We start from the raw sequence: 22,537 nt of genomic DNA, 5'->3' as shown, positions 1-22,537 counted from the left end.
TTTTTGTATAATACAAAAGGACAAGATTGCAATATGCAATCTTGTCCTTTTATTTAGTCTTGTTCATTTTTTCATCAAATTCTGTGACAGCTTTTGTTTCACCAATAATCAGTACCTGATCATTTGGTAAAATAATTTGATCTGCTAATGGTGAAATAATCATTTCTTTACCACGTCTAATACTGATTACATTTAAATTAAATGTTGATCTGAAATTTAATTCATCTAATGTCTTATTAACATATCTCGGATCTGTCATATCAATTTCTGCCAATCGGTAATCATCATCTAAATCTAAGTAATCTAACAAATGATTAGAACTTAATGCCCTACCCAACTTGATTCCCATATCTCGTTCAGGATGAACAATATGATCTGCCCCAACCTTTTGGAGTACACGAGCGTGATATTTATTCAATGCTTTAGCCGTTACGACAGGAACACCTAATTCTTTAACCATCAATGTGACTAAGATACTTGCTTGAATATCTTCACCAATTGCGACAATCACATGATCAAAATTACGAATACCGATTGATTTTAAAGCTTCATCATCTTGTGCATCGGCAACAACAGCATGTGTTGCAATATCCATATAATCATTTACACGAGCTTCATCCCTATCAATAACTAAAACTTCTTGCCCATACTCAATCAACGTTTCGCAAACACTCGCACCAAATCGACCTAAACCGATTATTGCAAAATTCTTTTTCAACTTATCTCACCTACTTAATTTAATAAAAAAAGACTAAGTAACAAATGATTTGCAACTTAATCTTTTATATTTAGCTTTTATAAATTATCTTTAACATCGGTAATTTTGACTTCAAAATTACCATTTGGTGTTTCAATTGTTACTGTTTCATTTAATTTATGGCCAACTAATCCTTTAGCGATTGGTGATTCATTTGAAATTTTACCAGACATTGGGTCAGCTTCTGCCGCACCAACAATCGTGTATGTTTCTTCCTCTTCACCAGGTTCCATAAATGAAACTGTTTTACCAACAGAAACTTCGTCAGCATCTACACCAGCGTTATCAATAATTTCTGCATAATGGAGCATATGTTCAATTGTTTTAACTCGGCCTTCAACAAAACTTTGTTCATCTTTAGCTGATTCATATTCTGAATTTTCTGATAAATCGCCATAACTACGTGCAATCTTAATACGATTAATAATTTCTGCACGCGTTTTTGTTTTTAATGTTTCAAGTTCTTCTTCAAGTTTAACTTTACCGTCTACGGTCATTGGATATACTTTATCTTCTGCCATCACTTACTCCTCTTAAAATTAATAAGTTCAATATGCCTATCAGGTTAACATTTAATTTTGTGATTGTAAACCGGTTGCGTGGATTATTGAACATAATCATTATCAGCCTGTGTCATAGGTGAAAATGCTTGGTAATATTCATACGTTTTAGAATATTCTATTTTTTTAGAATTTGAATTGAAAATAAAATAGAAATTACCTTTCTTTCTGTCCAATGGTGTCAAAACAGCCTGGATAGAATCTAAACTAGCATTGTTAAATGGACCAGGTCCATATCCTTTATAAACGTACAAATTATATGGTTTATCCACGTAATAATCAGCTGACGTTAAATCTTTTTGCGGTATATTTAGCGCATAACTAACTGATATTTTTGATTGTAACGTTATTTCTGATGCAATTCGATTGAAATAAACACCGGCAATTTTTTGACGATCTTTATGGTTTTCCGTCTCTTTTTCAACTAATGAAGCGAGAGAAATGACCTCTTGTACTGTTAATTTTTGTTTTTTTATTGTTGCATAATAAGGCGATAATTCATCATTTGCTTTAACAATCATTTGCTCAACAAGATTTTTTAACGTTGTTTTTTTATAAACAGTATACGTAGCTGGGAACAAATAACCTTCTAAAGGATATCTCACGTTTTTAGATGCCATAGTGGTATCTAAAAGATCTGGATATTTTTTATCTAAGTAATCCAAAAAAGTTTTATTTTTCATTAATTTAATAAAATCATTATATGAAAAATTTGTTTCTTTTGAAATGGATTTACCGATTTGGTTAATTGTTGTTCCCTCACCAACTAATACTTTCGCTAATTTATTTTGTATAGGCTCACTACTTCCACCTTGTTGAAGTGTCCAAGCAATTTTATCCAAACTCATAGATGCCTTAAGTTGATAGTAGCCGCCCTTAAATTGTGACACCTTTTTTTGCTTGACATAGTACGTATACACCGTACCACTTTTAATAATTTTATTTTTTTCTAAAATTGTTCCAATTTGTTTTGTACTTGATCCAATTGGAATATAAACTTGTTCAATTTTATTATTATTTTTATCTAGTGGATCTAAAGATGCCTTGATATATCTATAGGTCATAAACAATATTGTCAGTAGTAATATACATAATAATGCAATGACCCCTGCAATAATTTTCTTAGCCTGGTTTTTATTATTCTCTGGCGGTAATTCTGGAGATGTATCATCTTTTTTCATTGTTTAACCTCCTCACGCTTAATAATAAGTATTATTAAGCTGCGTCCTAAATTATCGAATATCAGCCCTAAGCGTCTCTTTTAAAGCTTCGATAACACGGTTAAAATCATTTGTGACATCTTCTTCAACCAAAGTTTTTGTAATATCTTGATAAGTTAACGTATAAGCAAGGGATTTCATGCCATTTTCAATATGAGATCCTTGATAAAGATCAAATAAATGAACATCAATTAAAGACTTTCCACCTTGTTTTTTAATTAACGCTTCAATCTCACTGTTAGCTATATCATTAGCAACTAGGAGGGCCACATCACGAGTAACTGATGGGAATTTAGAAATAGGCGCAAATAATCGGTCTGCTTTTTTCGCATCAACTAATTTTTGAAGATCTAATTCGAAAACGTATGTTTCCTTTAAATTAAATTCTTTAGCTGAATTAGGATGTACTTGGCCGACAAAACCAATTAATTCATCTTTTAAATAGATATCAGCTGTTCGTCCTGGATGCATATCTTCATGACTTTCAGAAGATACATAAGTAACATCATCAACTAATTCTAATTGTGTTAATAATTGTTCAACAACACCTTTAATCATGAAGAAATCAACAGGTTGTTTTTCATTTTGCCAATTTGCAAGTTTAAATAATCCTGTCATTGCACCTGCAATATGTTCAATTTCAGTAGGTCGCTCTTCGCCCTCACTGCGGAAAAAGACTCTTCCTTGTTCATAGAAAGCAAGATTGTCAGATTTTCGTGCTTCATTGTACGCTAAATCATCTAATAACCCGCTGATTAAGTTCATTCTTGTTGTTGTTCGTTCTGAGCTCATTGGGAACATTAAATTTGTCGTAAAAACATCTTTTTCTTCAAAAATAAATTTACCAGCTTTTTCTTCCGTTGTTAATCCATAACTAATAACTTCAGATAACCCAGCTGATTCCAAAATATGACGCGCCTGTTTAATCATTTTTTGTTTATAAGTATATTTACCAGGAGTCATTTTGCCAGTTGGTAGTGTAGAAGGAATATTATCGTATCCATAAATACGCGCGATTTCTTCTACTAAATCTGCTTCAATACTAATATCCCAACGTCTTGCAGGAACTTCAACATTTAAAGTACCATCGCGATTTACAACCGTAAATCCTAATTGTTTAAATAATTTAGTGATTTCAGATTCTGATAATTCAGTCCCAAGTACACCATTAATATGTGCCACCGTTGTATCAACAAAAGTTGACTCTGCTTCTAGCTTACTTGCACTTGCCGTACCCGACACAACTGTTCCATCACCTAAATTAGCGATTAACTCTGCTGCTGCATCAAGTGCTTCTTGTACTGTTTCAACGTTAATACCACGTTCAAATCGCATTGAGGCTTCACTATGAATACCATGTGTGCGTGCTGTTTTTCTAACCATTGAATTGTTAAATACTGCAGATTCAATCGCAACTGTCACAGTTTCGTCGGTTATTTGTGTTGATTCGCCACCCATTGTCCCAGCAATAGCAATCGGTGTTTTACCATTTGTAATCACAATATCTTTTTCTTTTAATTCACGTTCTTCGCTATCTAGTGTTGTAATCTTTTCGCCAGCAATAGCTGTTCTTACTAAAATATCTTTACTTCCCAATTTATTATAATCAAAGGCATGTAATGGTTGACCATAATCCATCAATATATAATTGGTCACATCAACGACATTATTAATAGGTCTAACGCCTGCGTTCCAAAGACGAATTTGTAACCACATTGGACTTGCTTTAATTGTTAAATCTTTAATCACGCGCATCGAATATGTGGGTGCTAACGTTTTATCAGGCAACGATAAAGAAATGTAATCTTCAATTTTTTCAGTAGATGTTTCTTTCAATTCTGGATGCTTAAATGTTGCCGGAACATCATAGTCAGCAGATAGTTCATGTGCTACCCCACGCATACTTAACATATCAGCACGATTTGGTGTCACATCAATATCAATAATGTCATCATTCATACCTAAGTAATCAAAGACTGATTCACCAGGAATTGCATTTTCTGGCATTACGTAGATACCTTCTACAAATTCTTTAGGCACGACACTATCTGAAAATCCAATTTCTTGTAATGCACAAATCATACCTTCAGAAGCTTGTCCGCGCATTTTACCACGTTTGATTTTAACATTATCAGCAATTCTAGAATTGGGTAATGCAACAATAACTTTTTGCCCTGCGGCAATATTAGGTGCGCCACAAACGATTTGACTAAGAGATCCTTCACCAACATCAACTTGGCAGATATTTAAATGATCAGAGTCTGGATGTGGTACCAAACTATCAACATATCCAACAACAATTTTTTTAAGTCCTTCAGAAGGACGTTCAACGCTATCAATTTCAACGGCTGTACGAGCTATTTTTTCAGCAATAATTTCAGGTTCAATTTCTAATGTTAAATATTCATTCAACCAATTTTTAGATACTTTCATTATCTCTAACCTCTTTTCGTAAATTGTGACAGGAATCGATTATCGTTTAAATAAAAATGACGAATATCGTCGATACTATATTTAAGCATCGCAAAACGATCTGGTCCTAAACCAAAGGCAAAACCACCGTATACTTCAGGGTCGACACCGGCCATTCTTAATACATTAGGATGTACCATTCCAGCGCCTAAAACTTCTAACCAGCCTGTGTATTTACAGATTGAGCACCCTTTACCCGCACATTTAAAACAGGTCACATCGACTTCAACTGACGGTTCCGTAAATGGGAAGTAACTTGGTCGTAACCGAATTTCTTGTTCTTCTCCAAAAATTGTTTTAGCAATCAGTTCAATCGTTCCCTTTAAGTCTGCCATCGTAATATGTTTGTCGATTACTAACCCTTCGAACTGGTGAAATTGATGTGAATGCGTTGCATCATCTGTATCACGTCGATAAACTTTACCAGGTGAAACCATTTTTAATGGTCCTTTTGAAAAATCATGTGTTTCCATTGTCCTTGCTTGAACGGGTGATGTTTGTGTTCTCATTAATAATTCTTTTGTAATATAAAATGTATCTTGCATATCACGAGCGGGATGATCCGCAGGTAAGTTCAACATTTCAAAATTGTAATGGTCTTCTTCTATTTCTGGACCTGAAACAACTTGATACCCCATACCCAAAAAGAGCTCTTCCAATTCTTCAATCACTTGCATAATAACATGTGGCTGCCCTAATTGAATTTGGGCACCTGGTAGCGTTACATCGATTTTTTCTTTTTCCAACTTTTTAGCAGTCATTTTAATTTCAAGTTCTTCATTTTTCACACGAATAGCTTCAGCTAACTCATTTTTAATGGTATTAGAAAAGCTACCAATTTTAGGTCGTTCTTCGGCTGATAATTCCTTCATACCTCTTAAAACTTCTGTGATTGGTCCTTTTTTTCCAAGTAAATTAACACGAATAGCATTAATTTGTTTTAGATCCTCTGATTCACGAATTTGTTTCAAGCCTTTTTCTTGTAACTCAAGTAATTTCTCTTTTAAATCCATTAATATCGACTCCTTTATTAGTTGTTTTGATAGATTTTAGACACAAAAAGACCCCGTCCTAAAAAGGGACGAGGTCTCGCGGTACCACCCTTGTTTTTGAGAATACAAATTCCCAAACACTCAAAATGATAACGGCCATTAACCGGTTAATTGCATGATTTAAGTTAGCCTACATTAATTAACAGCTCTAGAAGTGAATTCAATATTTTATTTATTGGTTAGTTTCAGTCTAGCTAACCATCCCTTTAAATCCAAGAAAAATATCTACTATTTTCTGTCTAAGCCTTTATTCTATATTCATAGTTTAAAGGTATCAAAGCCTATCGTCAAGTCTTACTCGCAATCTTTAAGTGTATACCACTTTTCTGACCATGTATGGACGCTATCCATCATATTTTTCATGTCTTTTCCTTGTTCAGTAAGCTCATAAAAACTACGACTAGTTTCACCGATGGCGACTCTTGAGATAATATTAGTATCTTCAAGTTCTTTTAAACGTTCAACTAATACACGGTCACTGCATTTATCAACCTTTTGAGCTAATTCTTTAAATCGTTGAGGTCCTTCATCCAATAAAACGTTAATAATTAAACCGTTCCATTTTTTACCTAATATTGAAAAAGTTTTTTCAAATTTAGGACACATTTCATAATTTGTTTTTTCTTGAACAACTTGCATAATTAACCCCTCCTCAGTTACTTTATTACTATATTTTATCATTAACTAACAAAAAGTAAACAAATTGGTTCGTTTTCGAAAAAACAAAAAGGATAAGCCTGTAGGCCTATCCTTTTTAAAACTATTTTAAAATTGCAATTAATTGCTGAAAGCTATGTTTTGATTTATTTTTTAACGGTGATGAAACTTCACTTGTTGCTTCATATTTATCAACCATGGTTACAATATATCCCTCTGGATATTTAGGTGGTGCAACAGTAGCACCCCACATATGTTTCATGATGATATCTTTTTCTAAATCAGATAATGTCGTTAACTTCTCTGCATTTCTAATAGCGATACGCGGATGAATCCAAGCATGTGTACCGCGATCGAATTTAGTTGTACGCCAATCGTAGTAAAATAAATCATGTAATAATCCGGCCCTTGCCGTTGCTTTTGCATTTAAATGTAATCTTTTAGCGATACGATAACTGTCATAGGAAACTGAGATTGAATGTTCTAATCGAGTAGAAAAATGATGTTGTGTATATTCACTTAATCTTTGAACTTCTGGTTTTGCCAAAAGGTCTCCAACATAACTCATATATAATTCATCATCAAGATACGAATCTTTTTTCATATACTAGTACGCCCCCAAAATATTTTTTCCTATCTCCATCATAACTGATTGAGCACCTATTGCAAGCGCAATCAGTTATCTTTAGTAAATCGTAATAATTTCACCAAATATCATAATTAAGCTTTAAGATGAAACATTAGTACACCTGCAGCAATAGCGACATTTAACGATTCAGCACGACCTTTAATTGGAATATATAAATTAGCATCCGTTTCATTTAACAGGTCATTACGCATCCCGTTACCTTCATTTCCCATAATTAAACCAAAATTATCTGTAGCAGAAATCTCACGATAACTAAGTGCATCTTCATTTAATTCAGAACCATAAATAGCAATATTATTTTCTTTGAATAAGGTAGTAACTTCCATTAAATCGGCATCCACTAATTGAACATGAAATTGGCTTCCCTGCATCGAACGTAAAACTTTAGGATGATGACTATCTGCACTACCCTCACCAAAAATGACACCTGTTAAACCGGCAGCATCGGCAGTTCTAACCATTGTTCCAATATTTCCTGGATCTTGAACACCATCTAGCATTAACCAGCCACCAGTTAAATGGTCAACTGATAATTGTTGATTTTCTTCCATCTCAGTTACCGCGTAAATACCTTGTGGCGTACTCGTGTCAGCAAGATATAAACTAACTTCAGATGAGATTTCTACTTGCTCAATTGTCGTATCGGCTATTTCATCAAAATATCTAAAATCATTAGTAACAAGCAAATATTCAATTTTTGTGTTTGCCATGAGTGCTTCTTTAACTAAATGCCAGCCTTCTAAAAGGTATTTATTTTCCTTTTTACGACCTTTTTTAGTTTGTAATTTTTTCCAGTATTTAATCTTAGCATTCTGTGTTGAATTAATTTTTTCCATAAATGTACCCCTCTTACTATTGGAAATAATTATAGCATATTTAAAATAGCATTAGTTGGTCATTATCATCTTTTCCAGTTATAATGAAAGCAATAAATGCCTATATCTACTTTATAATATGGAGGGATTACATTATGAGTGCTATTCAAATAACTGTTTTTGGTCGCGTGCAGGGTGTTGGCTTCAGATATACGACGAAGAGATTAGCCGATGATCTAGGCATCTACGGGTCAGTACAAAATAATTTTGATGACAGCGTCACAATTAAAGCAAGTAGTTCAGATAATACCCAATTAGAAAAATTTATTCAAAAAGTTAAAAATTCACCTACACCAGCCGGTAAGGTGACTGATTATAAAGAAACCTCCTTAACTAATTATATGCCGACTGCCTTTACCGTTATTTACTAATTACGATTTATTTATAGCCCATTGAAATCCCCCTATATTTAAAGTATAGTAATCGATATAGTCACTTTAAGAGGGGAAAATATATTAATGAAAAAGATTAAACGTTTAACAATGCTCCCAATATTCATGGCGCTTGTCCTGTTCCTATCGGGATGCGTCCGCAGAGACAAGAATGGTAATCCTTTTGGGATGGTTTACGACTATTTAGCAAAACCAACTCAGGGATTGCTTGACTGGTTATCCGCTCATCTAGGTAACAACTACGGTCTAGCAATTATCGTTATCTCAATCGTCATTCGCTTGGCACTTATGCCAATGATGATTAATCAATCGAAAAAAGCGACCGTTCAACAAGAAAAAATGGGTTCGATTCAACCACAATTAAAAGTCATTCAAGAACGACAAAAAAATGCTAAAAGTTCAGAAGAAAAAGCAGCTATCAGTCAAGAAATGATGGCACTTTATAAAGATAACAACGTCAGCATGACTGGCGGAATTGGCTGCCTACCATTATTAGTTCAAATGCCAATTTTTGCTGCGCTATACGCTGCAATCTTATATTCTTCAGAATTAAAGGATGCTGTCTTCTTTAGCATTAAATTAGGTACACCATCAATTATCTTTACTGTGCTATGTTTCATTGTGTATTTGGGTCAAGGATTCATTTCAACAATTGGCATTCCGCCAGAACAAAAGAAAACAATGCAAACAATGTTAATTGCTAGTCCAGTTATGATGGTCTTTGTTACAATGAGTGCGCCAGCAGGTATTGGTCTCTACTTCTTCATCGGTGGCCTCTTCGCTTGTGTTCAAACATTTATAATTATGTTAATGCGTCCTAAGATTCGTCGCGAAATTCAAGCTGAACTTGCTAAGAACCCACCAATTGTTAGAGAACGTTCAACAATTGATGCTGTTGAAGAAACAGTGGAACAAACAATTGATAATGTTGAAGATAATCTTTCAAATGTAGCAAAAAATAATCGTAATCGTAATGCTGGTAAACAAAACCGCAAATAAAGATTAACCATTAAAAAAAGCTTACCATTCTTAGAATTGCTCTAAGAATGGTAAGCTTTTTTTATTATACTGTCTAAATTTTTGTATTGCATTTCAACACTAGTCTCTTCTTATCTTTTCGGTTGGTTTAGTAGTAGCTAGAGGCAACGAAATTCTGAATATTGAACCACGCTTCTCAACACTTTCTACCACTAATGTTCCTTTATAACCCATAATGAGTTTTTGTGCGATTGATAATCCAAGACCATTACCGCCTTTATCACGACTTCTAGCTTTATCAACGCGATAGAAGCGATTAAAAACATTTTTTAAGTCATCTTTAGAAATTCCTTCACCAAAATCTTGAATAGCAATTTGAACCATTTTCATATCTTTTGATGCTGAAATATGAATTTCTTTTCTTGTTTCTGAATATTTAACGGCATTATCCATTAGAATAATTAAAACTTGTTCTAAGTGATTATGCGATATTTTTACCAAACTTTCTCCATTAAAATCTTCATCTAAAATAAACGTAAAATCGGGATGTATCATTTTAAAATCATTGAAAATTTGTAAAACAACTAATCGGACATCAACTAACTCATTTTTAAATGTCATCTCTACTTGTTCAGCTCTTGATAAATCAAGCATTTCTTGAACTAAACTCTTCATACGATTAATTTCTTGCAAAGATGCTTCAATCGACTCCGCTAGAACTGCCGGATCATCTTTACCCCACCTGTTCAATAATTCCATATGACCTTGAATTATTGCTACAGGGGTTCTTAACTCATGTGAGACATCTTCAACAAATTGTTGCTGTTGATCAACGTAGCGCTCCATCCTATCTAGCATACTATTGAACAAGTCCGCCAAATCAGATAACTCATCATTTCTATGCATATCTGGGACACGTACATGTCCAATTGGTGTTTCGCCTTCATTAATAATATCAATAGTTTCGTTCACTACTTCAATCGGTCTCAGTAACCAAGATGCCAGGATATACCCTAATATAGCACTACCAAAGGTTGCCGTAATAATTAAAACAATAAAAATTAGAATTAATTTATTACTAATTTTATGGTAATTTTCTAAAGCATTAGTTACTTGTGCATACCCGATTTTTTTGCCAGTTTTAGATGAATAAATAGCTCTTCTAGCAACATATCCATTTGCGCCATCAATTGTTTGGCTAGTAAACGTCATTTTATTTTTTTTAACAAATGGTACGTTTAAATTTCTTGAAGCAAAAACTTCTTGTTGCTTCAAATTATAAACACCTACTGCAATATTTTCTCTTGATAAATTAACAATTACTGCATTTGAGTACAAGTTATTTTCGTCTTTATCTGGTCGAGAATCTGCATTTATCGGTTTTAAATGTTGTGCAGTACTTGAAATTGTTAAGTCTTGATTCTCACGACTTAACTGTTGCGTCACCGTTCTTAAAGTATCTTGTACATCTTTTTTTTCTTTATCTAATAAAACGCCACTAAAACTCTGAAAAATAAGCGCAGAAAAAACGGCAAATATAAGTAAAACACCTATTGCCGTTCCTAATGCCCATTTCCATTTAAGTGACATACGTCTTACTTCTTTTGGATGCTGGGTTATTTTTTTTCTCATGATCTCATTACGTACCCTGTTCCTCTGACCGTTTGAATATAACTTTCTTCACCGCTACGATCTATTTTATTTCGTAAGTAACGAATATAAACATCCACAACGTTTGTTTCAACTTCTGATTCATATCCCCAAACTTTAGCTAATAAAACATCTCTAGCTAAAACAACATTAACACTTTCCATTAAAGCTAAAAGTAGTTCATATTCACGTTTGGTTAGCTCAATAACTTCTTCATCACGACGAACAACACGATTTTCTTTTTCAATTGTTAAATCACGGTAAGTGACAGTTGTCTGTTTTGCAACATTTTGTTCACCCTCTATATCAATACGACGTAACAATGCACGTAAACGCGCCAATAATTCTTCGATTGCAAATGGTTTAACAATATAATCATCTGCTCCATGGTCTAAGCCAGATACGCGGTCAATAACTGAATCACGAGCCGTCATCATAATGATTGGTGTATTTTTAACTTGTCGTACACGGCGACAAACCTCAAGACCATTTAATTCAGGTAACATTAAATCAAGTAGAATTGAATCCCAATCTTCATTTAAAGCAGCTTCTAGACCCGTTCGCCCATCAAAATGAACCTCAGTTTCAAATCCTTCATGTTGTAATTCTAATTCAACAAAGCGCGCTAAATTTTTTTCATCTTCAATTATTAGAATACGACTCATATTTTCATGATCTCCTGTTAGTTTTATTTTATTTTCTCATCCATATACACACAATTTTTAACCGATATCTTACTTTTCTTATTCTACCATTAAATGATATTCTTGCATACACTTTGCACTGCTCAACTCATATAGGTATTCAAGCACTTTTTAACCGTTTTTTTAATATATTATTAACTAAAAGAGTAATAAAATTAATATAACAAACCGTTAACTTTAAAAAATATATCATTAACGCTTTATTAAAATGAAAACTAAAAATTGGAATTAGTTATTCGATACCAGCAGCTTTAATCAGTAAAACCGATAATTCAATTATAAATTTTGCCATTTCAATTTCTTTTACAACGTTAACACGGATTTCTCCATTCAGCATACTCAAAATAACTTCTTCAAAAACCTTATATGAAAAGGTTTTATTCTCTGACAAAATAATTCCACCAAACCACATTATATTTTCTAAGTGTGCCGTTAAGTTAGGATATTAGAATATCGAAATTATACCTTAGCGTCTTAAAAAATAGTTACGGATTATCTTATTCCATACTACCTCATTGGTTAACTATTAAAGTTTTTTCCTTTATTTCAACTAAGAACACAATAAAACCCCTTAAGTTAGATTTTTCTCCAACTTAGGGGGTTCCACTTCAAATAGATAAAATTATCCCAAATGCTTCTTTTCCGTTATATACTTATACTTATATTTTATTTACCATTGGCAAAATAACTTTACTTCAGGTAATTTATGACAATAATTCCATGAACCGTTCAACTCTTTCTGGATCATTATGATCAAAGAAGGCAGATTCTTGTTTGTCTAAGGCAGTAATAGTTGCCATGTCTTCCACTGTTAATTCAAAATCAAATATGTCGATATTTTCTGCCATTCGTTCCGGTCTCACAGATTTAGCAAGTGCTACAATACCACGTTGCATTAACCATTTTAGAATAACTTGTCCAACTGATTTACCGTATTGTTTACCAATTTTTGACAATGTTTCATTTTTAAATAAGTCTAACCGGCCTTCAGCAAAAGGTGCCCATGCTTCCATTTGAATGCTTAATTTTTCATGATAGGCTTCATCCGTTAAACGTTGATTCCATGGGTTCACTTCTATTTGGTTAACTTGAACTTTAGCCACACCATTCATATGAGAGAATTCTATTAATTTTCCGATATCAAAGTTAGACACCCCAATAGCACGTATTTTCCCAGCAGATTGTGCGGTAGCTAAAGCGCGCCAAGCACCATATACATCACCGTATGGTTGGTGAATCAAGAATAAGTCTAGATAATCTAACTGCATTCTTTCTAGTGATTCATCAATTGCCTTCATCGCCTTTTCTTCACCAACATGTTGGATAAATAATTTGGTTGTGACAAACAACTCTTCTCGTGTCACTAATCCTTCAGTGATCGCTCTTTGGATAGCTTCCCCAGTTTCAACTTCGTTTCCATAGGCAATCGCTGTATCTAGTAATCGATATCCTACTTTAATCGCTTGATAAACTGCCTCTGCAGTTTCTTCTAAAGGAATTTGATACACGCCAAAACCTAGTTGTGGCATTTTCACTCCATTATTTAATGTAACTGTATTCATTTAAATCGCTCCCTTTTTATTTAATATACTAAGTTAAACACTTGGAGTGCACTCAGAGTCAAGGATTATGCTATATTATTTTAATATTTGTTTATTTTTCAGCTTTAGGCTACTATTACTATAAGTATTTTAGATTACATATAAGGAGAAAAAGCGATGACACCTATTATCACACTTTGCACAATTAATGACTTAGAAATATTACAAAAGATTAGCATTGAAACTTTTACTGATACTTTCGCTGCAGATAACGATCCAAAAGATTTACAAGATTTTTTGGATACCGCTTATTCTTTACCACAATTAACGAGTGAATTAAATGATCCAAATGCATTCTTTTACTTCGTACATGTTAATGATGAGTTAACTGGATATTTAAAATTAAATATTAACGACGCACAAACTGAAGATGACTTTCCGAACGGCTTAGAAATCCAACGAATTTACATTCGCAAAAATCACAAAAAAATGGGATTAGGTCAACTTCTATTTGAAAAATCTAAAGAGGTTGCCAAAGAATTTAAAAAAGATCAACTTTGGTTGGGAGTTTGGGAACATAATAAACCTGCCCTCTCCTTTTATGAAAAACAAGGCTTAACAAAACATAGCCAACATGATTTTGTTTTAGGCGATGCTATCCAAACCGATTTTATTTTAGTTCTAAACAGTAGTGACTCCAAAAATTAGCCTTTTTATAGAGTGGGAAAATCCACTCTATTTTTATACAAATAATTCTTTATATTTTCGGGATTCAATAGATTTTTTCAGCCTAATTTTTCTTTCATATCCATAAACTAACGTCTTAACGTTAATCCCAATGTGACATATTCATAACGTTCATCTAATAATTATTTTCATATACTATTATAAAGTTTAATAGTAAAATTGTATTGATATAGAGTATGTCCATCATAATCTAATTACGCAATATTTCACTAAAAATATTATTTCTGGAGGATTTTCCACATGAGTATCTTTTTCGCTCTCTTATTTATTACTACTTTTATCACATTTTTGGTATATGTTATTAAATTTATTATCGCAAAAATTAACAAAAAGGATACTAATCATGCAAGAAAATTAATATTATTTAGTTTCCTAATCTCATTTATTTTACTCGTTCTAATTGGTATCACTGCACCTTCTTCAAGTAGAAATGCTAGTGTCAAAGAATCTAGTTCCGCCCAATCAAGCTTTCTGTCTTAAAAAGATTACCAACATAACTTTTATTACTGAGACAATTTTTATTGCTTATTTTACATTACAAAAATCTTTGGAGGAACACGTATTATGAACGTTTTATTTGCACTTATTTTTTTTATTTCAATATATTTTATTATTTACTACACAGTTAAAAGATTTATGACAAAAACTAAAAATCCAAATATATACACTAAAATCAAGAAACGGGTTTGGTACCCTACTGCTGTACTGATCATTTCACTTGTAGGCATTGGGATGACTAGTCAGGCCGAACCAACTAAAAAACAATCGCCCCTTACTACCGTAACAAAAGTTGGCTCTGCCGATAAGAAAAAGGCAGAGTCAAAATATGAATCTATAAAAAAAGAAGTTTCTTCAAAAGAATCTGAAGCTGAATCATTGAGTAAAAAATTAAATGAGAAAGAATCTAAAGCCACTTCTGAAAAAGAAAGTGAATCTAAAGCTAAATCTAAATCTGAAAGTTCTCAAAGACTAGCTGCAAAAAAAGAACAAGAACATTTTAACAGCGTTCAAAAAGAAAATAATTCTACATCTACGGATTCATCTAACGCAGATTCTGTTACTACTGGCGGAGGATCCATCATCGGTAATACTAATTCTAAAATTTACCATACTCCCGGTCAAACTGGTTATAAAATGAGTAAATCAAATGCGATTACTTTCCAAACAGAACAAGCCGCTCAAGATGCTGGATATAGAAAGGCGAAAAAATAATGAAATCAACTAATCATTTATTAATACGTGTTCTAATTTTATCATTCACTTTTATTGGTATCAGTAACACGACTACCGTTTTAGCAAAATCTGATTCACATGTTACTTACGACTATACTGCCAAAAAGCAAGCAGAAGAAATTAATAATAAAGTTGATAAAGAACAAGTGAAATTAGACAAACTTAACAAAGAAATCAAAGAATTAAAAAATAAGTTAGCTAAATATGATAGTAAAGATTCTTCAAAAAAAGAAACAACTAAAAAATCTAAGACACTTGATTTATCATCTCTAAACTATAGTGATAAATCTGAAATAGAAGTTAATAATAATATTCCTACTTTCAGCGAAAGCACCCTATCTACTAGTAAAGGTACTTGGGAAGCGTACAGCAACCTAGATTCTCTGAATCGTGCTGGAACCGCCAATGCAATGTTAAGTAAATCTTTAATGCCTACCGCGAAACGCGAAGGGTTAACTTGGAACCCTACTGGCTGGAAAAATAAACGTATTAGTAACGGATGGTTATATAATCGTAGCCATTTAATTGGTTATCAATTATCAGGTCAGAACAATAATCCAAAGAATTTAATTACGGGTACTCGTGAACTGAATGCACCTGAAATGCTTGCCCATGAAATGGATATAGCTACTTACCTTAAAGAACATCCTAATAACTATATTAGATACCGCGTTACTCCAATATTCAGAGGAGATGAACTTCTTGCTCGTGGCGTACAAATGGAAGCTCAATCTATTGGTAGCTCCTCAATTAAATTCAATACTTACATTTTTAATGTAGAGGCCGGTGTTACTCTTAATTATAGGGATGGTACTAGTACACTAAATTAAACAAATAGATAACGGGCGTATAGATACTTCGAGTGGGTTCAATTCCCACTGCTCGCTTTTTACTATAAAAATATTTGGAGGAATTTGTGTTATGAATAAAAAAATAACAATAGTCGGGATTACTGCCATCACACTACTTTCACTAACTGCATGTGGGAATAGCAAGAATACAAGTAAGGATTCTTCATCTTCTGAGGCTGCATCATCTAGTATTATAAAAGCTAAAAAGGAATCAAGTAAGAAAGAGTCCATAAAAAAAGCAACTTCCGAAAGTAAAGCATCATCAGAATCATCTGCTCAAGCATCTAGCATCTCAGCTGCAAGTTCTTCAATTACCGCAGCTGAAAGTTCTATTGCCGCAAGCTCTTCTAGTATTGAGGCTGAGAAAAATAACGTTACTACCACTGAAAAATCTACAAGTTCATCTACATCAACTAAGATGACGCAATCAAAAGCTGAATCACTTGCTTTAAGCTATTTTAAATCATTCAATAATGAGACAAGCGACTGGGAACCAAAAGTTAAATCAAGCGATACTTTAGATAAAGGTAATAAATATATTGTATCCGTCTTCGATACTGAAACACACATGGTAGAATTTGACGTCAATAAATCTACTGGAAAAGTCACTTCTCCAAATTTAGGATATCAACGTTAATTTTTAAAGAGTGATAACAATTTTGTGTTTGTTAATTTTACATGGAGTCGGTACCTCCTTTAACAGCATTGAAGATCTACTTGGTCATTCCAATGTAAGGATTACCCAAATCTATATAACAGTAACTTCAAAACTATTACAATATTTAGATACTTAACTCAAACGTAACCAAAAGCGTAACCAAAAGAAAAAAAGGCCTATCTAACAACTTTTAAATCGTTGTTAGATAGCCTTTTTTAGTATATTTATTAACTTTTTTTATTGTTCAGTATACCAAGTATAGTGGAATGAACCTGGTTTATCAGTACGTTCATACGTATGAGCACCAAAGTAATCACGTTGTGCTTGAATTAAATTAGCAGGTAAAACTTCTGAACGGTATTGATCGTAATACGTAATTGCTGCACTGAATCCAGGAACTGGAATACCAGCTTTAACAGCAATACCAACGATATCTCGAACTGATTCTTGATATTTTTTAACAATATCTTTGAAGTAACCATCTAATAAGATGTTATTTAAATCAGCTTTTTCGTCAAATGCGTCAGTAATATTTTGTAAGAAACGGGCACGAATGATACATCCAGCACGCCAAATCTTAGCCATATCACCAAAGTTTAAATCCCATTCATAATGTTCTGAGGCAACACGTAATTGTTCAAATCCTTGTGCATAACTCATGATTTTACTAAAGTATAATGCTTCACGAATTTTTTCAATTAATTCTTTTTTATCTAATTCACCTAATTTAACTTCTGGTTTAGGTAAAACTTTACTTGCTTCAACACGTTCTTCTTTCATTGCTGAAATGTAACGTGCATAAACAGATTCAGAAATAACTGACTGAGGAACACCTAATTCAAGTGCACTCTGTGATGACCACTTACCAGTACCTTTATTTCCAGCACGATCGAGGATAACATCAACAATAGGTTTACCAGTGCCTAAATCATCTTTACGTGTTAAGATATCAGCAGTAATTTCGATCAAGTAACTATCCAATTCACCTTTGTTCCAGTCAGAGAAGATATCAGCGATTTCATCAACTGAGAGGCCTAATAAATCTCTTAACAAATGATATGATTCAGAAATTAATTCCATATCACCATATTCAATTCCATTATGAACCATCTTAACATAATGACCAGCACCGTTAGGACCGATATAAGTCACACATGGTGTCCCATCGCTAGCTTTAGCAGACATTTCCTCAAGAATTGGTGCAACAAGGTCATATGCCTCTTTTTGGCCACCTGGCATCATTGATGGTCCTTCAAGTGCACCAATTTCGCCACCTGAAACGCCCATTCCAATAAAGTTAATTCCAGAATTATCTAATTCTGCATTACGGCGTACTGTATCTTCAAAGTAAGTATTACCACCATCAATTAAAACATCACCTTTATCTAAGAATGGTAATAGTTCTGCAATAACAGCATCAGTTGGTTTGCCAGCTTTTACCATGATAATAATTCTTCTAGGTTTTTCTAATGAATCTGCAAAATCCTTAATTGAGTAGCTGGGTACTAATTTTTTTTCTGAGTGGTCTTTCATAACTTGCTCAGTTTTAGCTCCCGTTCTATTATAAATAGCTACCGTACGGCCACGACTCTCAGCATTCAATGCGAGATTTTTACCCATAACAGCCATTCCAATAACACCAATTTGTGCTTTATCCATTATAATACCTCCTACATTTCTTTAATTTTTTGTGAATCAAAAACCATGTAATCTAAGAAAGTATCAGCTACCGACTTTGTCAATAAACCCATTTAACTTTCAACGTCAATTATACACTAGACATCAAAAATTCCTATCTATTTTACCTTTTTTTGTTATACTGATTTCAGGAGGTCTTTCAAATATGAAATTAGTTGAAGTACAAGAATTATATTATGCCATCGATACTTTTTTATACAGTCGCGCAAAAGCAGAATTTTCTAACAATATCCCTACTTTTGACTTAGTTGTCCAAGTTAACGACAAATTATTAACGGCCGATTTTTTAGATTTAAAAGATAGTCGAATTCAAATTTATAGTACCACAAGTCAGCACACTATCGCATCTCAGTCAATTCCTTACGAAAATGACAGTAGTAATGCTTTCATCAGTCCGATAAGAAAAACAATCTTTAAAAATTATCGTTCCGAATTTTCAGGCTGGTCTAATCTTAGTAACAAACCAGAGTTATTACTTCTAGATTTGATAGATTTAATTAAATCTATCAAATCGCCCACTTTTAAGGCTGTTAAAACACCGGCTAAAAATGTAACTTATATTGAAAGCCATGCCAAATTACCTTTTCAATTTTTTGATCCAGAGACAGACTTCAAAATTATAAGTTTGAAAATTAGTGAAAAAAAATAAGATTCAATTGAATCTTATTTTTTTTGTACAGAAAAAGCCTTAACACCATGGTTGTTAAGGCTTTTTACTTAATGTAGATTTAGTTGTTTACTTTTACGACTTCTTTTCCGTCATAAAAACCACAGCTAGGACATACATAATGTGATTTTCTTAATTCGCCACAGTTAGGGCAAGCGCTCATACCTGGGACAGTTAACTTGTAATGCGTACGACGCATTCTCTTACGTGTTTTTGATGTTTTACGTGCTGGTACTGCCATTATCAAACACCTCCTTTAAAATTATCCAAAACTTTTAATAAAAGTATTGTTATGTTTATTCCTCTTCAGAACCATCATTATCAAAAAAATTTTGTAATGAGGCAAATCGAGGATCAACTTTTTCTTTTCTAACCTGTACGAGTTTATCTTCAGTAAGAACTTCCCAGTCGTCTCCGGTTGGTAAATCTTCTGCTTTTCTCTCATCATCAGTCAGTATCTGCATCGGAATCTGTAATAACACATTATCCTCTATCACAGAATTCAAATTGAGCATATCTTCTTCCAAAATAATTACAACATCATTTTTATCAAACCGTTCAAGTGCTTTATCGCGATAGCCTACATAAAATTCATCAACTGAAAAATTTAATGGGACATCGACACTCTTTAATGATCGTGTTGATGGCATTTCAACTGTTAAACTAACGTTAAAATGACCAATGACATCTTGATGATCTGCTGACAGAATGCCCGTAACATGGACTTCTGAAACAGCTGTAATTGTTTTGTTGCGCAGCATTAATCCTTCGGAAAGGTTTAACATTTCGTCAACTTGAAGTGGTTCATCACTTTGTTTTTTTAACTCAACTAAGGACCATTTCATGCAAATATGCCTCCTAATGCAACGCTTATGATTATACCTGTGATTAAAAACATTGTCAATGGTATATCCTTGACAGTATGTTAATTAATTTGTTTAGGTCTTCTAAAAAGATCCGATTTTTTATGACTAACTAGCCCATAAATAATTCCTGCTCGATAATCTAATTGGTAAAGTCCCTCTTTATCCTTTTTACTAATTTTTGTTATTATAGGATATGGCACTTCCTTTTTTAAATGATTAAGCAGCGTTTGACCTTTTTTTGAGAACCCTAAGACATGATAATAAGGCTGCTTATATTGTTTGTCAATTTCATTTTGCTTTATTTGTAACAAAATATAAGTTGCTAGTCTTGAGATTTTTGTATAAGTTACTCGTTTCGACTTAACGGCTTGGACCCAATCATCAAAATTAGCCTCGTCAGGCAACTTTTCGTACTGCTGCAACAAACGATACTCAATACCCTCAGACATGCCATAAATCGACGATAATTGACCTGGTGTTGATAGACTCAACTGATATCGAAGATATGGCCAAAAATCTGTCCAATCGGCCCATCTTTCATTTTCTGAATCAAGTCGAGTTTGATTAGGAACAACTTCTACAATCGATTCTTGATGTTGAACTGCTAATCTAATTGCTGTTGCACTTGTAATTTTTTGAGTATCAACAAATTTTGTTTCATGGTAATCAGCCTCTATACGTTGAATCGGACATAACTGGATTTCGGCTTTTTCGGCTATGCAGGCTTCAGCATAAGCTAAACCTAACAAATCATTAGGCCGATTAATTTGAACACCTGTTTTTTCAAAAACAGCTCGTTGATATTGTGTGGCATACGTTTCATTAAACTGATTAAACTCACTATCTAACGTTTGAATTTCAGTTGCGATAGTCATAAAATCCAAATCAGGATGTTCAGCACCAAAAACAAGTCTGGTTATCTTTAATCCGGCCAATAATTTAATGGCACCTTGAGCAAACAAATCAGCCGGTTGAACAGAAAATGCAACGGGTAACTCAACTATTAAATCAACACCAGATTGCAATGCTTGCTCCGTACGGCTCTCTTTATCAAGTGCAGCTGGAATACCTCTCTGTAAGAATTGTCCGCTCATAAGGGCAATAATCGTCGTATCAGGATACTTTTCTTTTATTTGATTAATCTGATACAAATGTCCGTTATGAAACGGATTATATTCAACAATAACCCCAGTCGTGTCCAAGTAACTCACTCCTATTTATCGCAGACAAAAAATAGTCTTGTTGTTTTATCATCAACTTGACTTGTGCCAAAATCAGCCGAAATTTTAATATTCTTAAATCCAGCATTTTTTAACAATTCAGTATACGTATTAACTGAATATGTTCGTTCATGATGGTCCTCAGTTAGACGTTCAAATTGACAGTTAGTATCATTTTTGACAAAAAAAGTTAATTCATGAACGACACTGTGTGGCTCTTCATCTTTAAATGTTGACCACAAAAAAGCTTGATCATCATCCTGATAGTTGTACATATAACCTGGATAAATCTCATCCGTTTGATAGGTTGAGATAACATCAAAAATGAATCGACCATTTTCTTGTAGTAATCCATGAATTGATTTAAAAACGTTTCCTACAGCATCAGCGTCAGGTAAATAACAAAATGAGTCAGCAAAACAAGTTACCGCATCAAATTGTGGTAACTCTGCCTCTTCCAAATTCATCATATCACCTTGTACTAAAGGCAAGGATACATTCGCATCCTGTGCGTGTTGGTCAGCAATTGATAACATTTCTTCAGATAAATCTAAACCAACGACTGAATAACCAGATTGCGTTAAAGCAATTGCTAATTGACCTGCACCACAAGCTAATTCAAGAATTTCAGTTTTCTTATCAGGAACTTGTGTTTCGACAAATGTTTGCCAAGAATCATATAAATCAGGATCCATTAATTGATCATACAATTTTGAAAAGGTGGTATAAATCATTATTCTTCAATCCATGCTGATAAATCTACAGATGCGCCTTCAGACCAGAATTTTTCAAGATCATAAAATTCACGTGATTCAGTTTTAAATACATGCACAATTAAATCTCCAAAATCTAATAAAACCCAACTAGTTGAATTACGTCCTTCAATACGACGGACTTCAACACCTGCTAGTTCTTCTTGATCTTGAATTTCTTTGACGATAGCCTTAACTTGGTGAGCTGAGTCAGCTTGTGTCACCATGAAATAATCAGCTAATAGACTAATTTCATGGACATCAATAGCCACCGTCTTTTCGCCACGTTTACTGTCAGCAGCCTTAACTGCGATTTCTAATTTTTCTATACTATTCAT

25 protein-coding genes and 1 other annotated feature are annotated in these 22,537 nt (G+C 33.4%); of the genes, 7 read left to right on the top strand and 18 right to left on the bottom strand.

What is annotated here, in order from left to right; translation table 11 throughout:
• Positions 1 to 49 precede the first annotated feature (49 nt).
• From AC1RPT_RS02385 to AC1RPT_RS02350, 8 genes are all read right to left on the bottom strand, one after another.
• Complete coding sequence (locus AC1RPT_RS02385; protein ID WP_481761224.1) at positions 50 to 718, bottom strand: potassium channel family protein; 669 nt, start codon at positions 716 to 718, stop codon at positions 50 to 52.
• Between the two features lie 77 nt (positions 719 to 795).
• The gene (gene greA / locus AC1RPT_RS02380; RefSeq protein ID WP_481761223.1) at positions 796 to 1,278 is read right to left on the bottom strand and encodes a transcription elongation factor GreA; all 483 of its coding nucleotides are present in this window, start codon (positions 1,276 to 1,278) and stop codon (positions 796 to 798) included.
• A gap of 83 nt (positions 1,279 to 1,361) precedes the next feature.
• Positions 1,362 to 2,498 (bottom strand): endolytic transglycosylase MltG, encoded by a 1,137-nt coding sequence (gene mltG, locus AC1RPT_RS02375; protein WP_481761222.1) that lies wholly within the window; start codon positions 2,496 to 2,498, stop codon positions 1,362 to 1,364.
• 51 nt (positions 2,499 to 2,549) lie between these two features.
• Entirely contained in the window at positions 2,550 to 4,970 is a 2,421-nt protein-coding gene (gene pheT / locus AC1RPT_RS02370) for a phenylalanine--tRNA ligase subunit beta (protein ID WP_481761221.1), read from the bottom strand.
• A 5-nt stretch (positions 4,971 to 4,975) separates the two neighbouring features.
• Positions 4,976 to 6,022 carry a phenylalanine--tRNA ligase subunit alpha gene (gene pheS / locus AC1RPT_RS02365; RefSeq protein WP_409022664.1) on the bottom strand — a complete coding sequence of 349 codons (1,047 nt, stop codon included), beginning with the start codon at positions 6,020 to 6,022 and terminating at the stop codon, positions 4,976 to 4,978.
• Positions 6,023 to 6,083: 61 nt separating this feature from the next.
• Positions 6,084 to 6,312 (bottom strand) — a binding site (T-box leader).
• A 43-nt stretch (positions 6,313 to 6,355) separates the two neighbouring features.
• Positions 6,356 to 6,700 carry a winged helix-turn-helix transcriptional regulator gene (locus AC1RPT_RS02360; protein ID WP_481761220.1) on the bottom strand — a complete coding sequence of 115 codons (345 nt, stop codon included), beginning with the start codon at positions 6,698 to 6,700 and terminating at the stop codon, positions 6,356 to 6,358.
• Between the two features lie 121 nt (positions 6,701 to 6,821).
• Entirely contained in the window at positions 6,822 to 7,322 is a 501-nt protein-coding gene (locus AC1RPT_RS02355) for an HD domain-containing protein (protein WP_409022666.1), read from the bottom strand.
• A gap of 116 nt (positions 7,323 to 7,438) precedes the next feature.
• Positions 7,439 to 8,203, bottom strand: coding sequence for a TrmH family RNA methyltransferase (locus AC1RPT_RS02350; RefSeq protein ID WP_481761219.1), 765 nt, complete (start codon positions 8,201 to 8,203; stop codon positions 7,439 to 7,441).
• A gap of 134 nt (positions 8,204 to 8,337) precedes the next feature.
• Between AC1RPT_RS02350 and AC1RPT_RS02345 the strand changes: the two genes are divergently transcribed.
• Together AC1RPT_RS02345 and yidC are read left to right on the top strand one after the other, a co-directional pair.
• A complete protein-coding gene (locus AC1RPT_RS02345; protein WP_481761218.1) occupies positions 8,338 to 8,613 on the top strand; it encodes an acylphosphatase in 276 nt (91 codons plus the stop codon).
• An 87-nt stretch (positions 8,614 to 8,700) separates the two neighbouring features.
• On the top strand, positions 8,701 to 9,633 hold the full coding sequence (yidC, locus tag AC1RPT_RS02340; RefSeq protein WP_409022669.1) for a membrane protein insertase YidC: 933 nt from the start codon (positions 8,701 to 8,703) through the stop codon (positions 9,631 to 9,633).
• A 99-nt stretch (positions 9,634 to 9,732) separates the two neighbouring features.
• Here the strand turns inward: yidC and AC1RPT_RS02335 are convergent, their stop codons facing one another.
• The 4 genes from AC1RPT_RS02335 to AC1RPT_RS02320 all read right to left on the bottom strand — a co-directional run bounded on the left by AC1RPT_RS02335 (position 9,733) and on the right by AC1RPT_RS02320 (position 13,528).
• A complete protein-coding gene (locus AC1RPT_RS02335) occupies positions 9,733 to 11,202 on the bottom strand; it encodes a HAMP domain-containing sensor histidine kinase (RefSeq protein WP_481761217.1) in 1,470 nt (489 codons plus the stop codon).
• A gap of 38 nt (positions 11,203 to 11,240) precedes the next feature.
• Positions 11,241 to 11,927, bottom strand: a complete 687-nt coding sequence (locus AC1RPT_RS02330) for a response regulator transcription factor (RefSeq protein ID WP_409022671.1) — start codon at positions 11,925 to 11,927, stop codon at positions 11,241 to 11,243.
• Between the two features lie 271 nt (positions 11,928 to 12,198).
• Positions 12,199 to 12,357, bottom strand: coding sequence for a hypothetical protein (locus AC1RPT_RS02325; RefSeq protein ID WP_481761216.1), 159 nt, complete (start codon positions 12,355 to 12,357; stop codon positions 12,199 to 12,201).
• A 313-nt stretch (positions 12,358 to 12,670) separates the two neighbouring features.
• Positions 12,671 to 13,528 (bottom strand): aldo/keto reductase, encoded by an 858-nt coding sequence (locus AC1RPT_RS02320; RefSeq protein ID WP_481761215.1) that lies wholly within the window; start codon positions 13,526 to 13,528, stop codon positions 12,671 to 12,673.
• Positions 13,529 to 13,684: 156 nt separating this feature from the next.
• Here AC1RPT_RS02320 and AC1RPT_RS02315 point away from each other — a divergent pair, with 156 nt between their 5' ends.
• From AC1RPT_RS02315 to AC1RPT_RS02300, 4 genes are all read left to right on the top strand, one after another.
• On the top strand, positions 13,685 to 14,215 hold the full coding sequence (locus AC1RPT_RS02315; protein WP_481761214.1) for a GNAT family N-acetyltransferase: 531 nt from the start codon (positions 13,685 to 13,687) through the stop codon (positions 14,213 to 14,215).
• A 603-nt stretch (positions 14,216 to 14,818) separates the two neighbouring features.
• Positions 14,819 to 15,466, top strand: coding sequence for a sunset domain-containing protein (locus tag AC1RPT_RS02310; protein ID WP_481761213.1), 648 nt, complete (start codon positions 14,819 to 14,821; stop codon positions 15,464 to 15,466).
• Positions 15,466 to 16,317, top strand: coding sequence for a DNA/RNA non-specific endonuclease (locus AC1RPT_RS02305; protein WP_481761212.1), 852 nt, complete (start codon positions 15,466 to 15,468; stop codon positions 16,315 to 16,317). Before AC1RPT_RS02310 ends, AC1RPT_RS02305 begins: the two co-directional genes overlap by 1 nt.
• A 91-nt stretch (positions 16,318 to 16,408) precedes the next feature.
• Positions 16,409 to 16,975 (top strand): hypothetical protein, encoded by a 567-nt coding sequence (locus AC1RPT_RS02300; protein WP_481761211.1) that lies wholly within the window; start codon positions 16,409 to 16,411, stop codon positions 16,973 to 16,975.
• Positions 16,976 to 17,233: 258 nt separating this feature from the next.
• Here AC1RPT_RS02300 and gndA read toward each other — a convergent pair whose 3' ends face one another.
• On the bottom strand, positions 17,234 to 18,655 hold the full coding sequence (gndA, locus tag AC1RPT_RS02295) for an NADP-dependent phosphogluconate dehydrogenase (protein ID WP_481761210.1): 1,422 nt from the start codon (positions 18,653 to 18,655) through the stop codon (positions 17,234 to 17,236).
• 184 nt (positions 18,656 to 18,839) lie between these two features.
• Between gndA and AC1RPT_RS02290 the strand changes: the two genes are divergently transcribed.
• Positions 18,840 to 19,343: a hypothetical protein gene (locus tag AC1RPT_RS02290; RefSeq protein WP_481761209.1), complete on the top strand. Its 504-nt coding sequence runs from the start codon at positions 18,840 to 18,842 to the stop codon at positions 19,341 to 19,343.
• 79 nt (positions 19,344 to 19,422) lie between these two features.
• On the opposite strand, the gene rpmF is transcribed toward AC1RPT_RS02290, so the two are convergent.
• From rpmF to rsfS, 5 genes are all read right to left on the bottom strand, one after another.
• Positions 19,423 to 19,602, bottom strand: a complete 180-nt coding sequence (gene rpmF / locus AC1RPT_RS02285; RefSeq protein WP_057973392.1) for a 50S ribosomal protein L32 — start codon at positions 19,600 to 19,602, stop codon at positions 19,423 to 19,425.
• 55 nt (positions 19,603 to 19,657) lie between these two features.
• Positions 19,658 to 20,206: a YceD family protein gene (locus AC1RPT_RS02280; RefSeq protein ID WP_409022679.1), complete on the bottom strand. Its 549-nt coding sequence runs from the start codon at positions 20,204 to 20,206 to the stop codon at positions 19,658 to 19,660.
• Positions 20,207 to 20,286: 80 nt separating this feature from the next.
• A complete protein-coding gene (locus AC1RPT_RS02275) occupies positions 20,287 to 21,438 on the bottom strand; it encodes a nucleotidyltransferase (RefSeq protein ID WP_481761208.1) in 1,152 nt (383 codons plus the stop codon).
• Between the two features lie 2 nt (positions 21,439 to 21,440).
• Positions 21,441 to 22,181, bottom strand: a complete 741-nt coding sequence (locus AC1RPT_RS02270) for a class I SAM-dependent methyltransferase (protein WP_481761207.1) — start codon at positions 22,179 to 22,181, stop codon at positions 21,441 to 21,443.
• Entirely contained in the window at positions 22,181 to 22,537 is a 357-nt protein-coding gene (rsfS, locus tag AC1RPT_RS02265) for a ribosome silencing factor (protein WP_481761206.1), read from the bottom strand. The genes AC1RPT_RS02270 and rsfS overlap by 1 nt, the downstream gene beginning before the upstream one ends.

The sequence above is a fragment of the Dellaglioa sp. CoH-56-MRSF-11 genome, from assembly GCF_056782135.1.
This window is presented reverse-complemented; position numbering and strand designations above follow the sequence as displayed.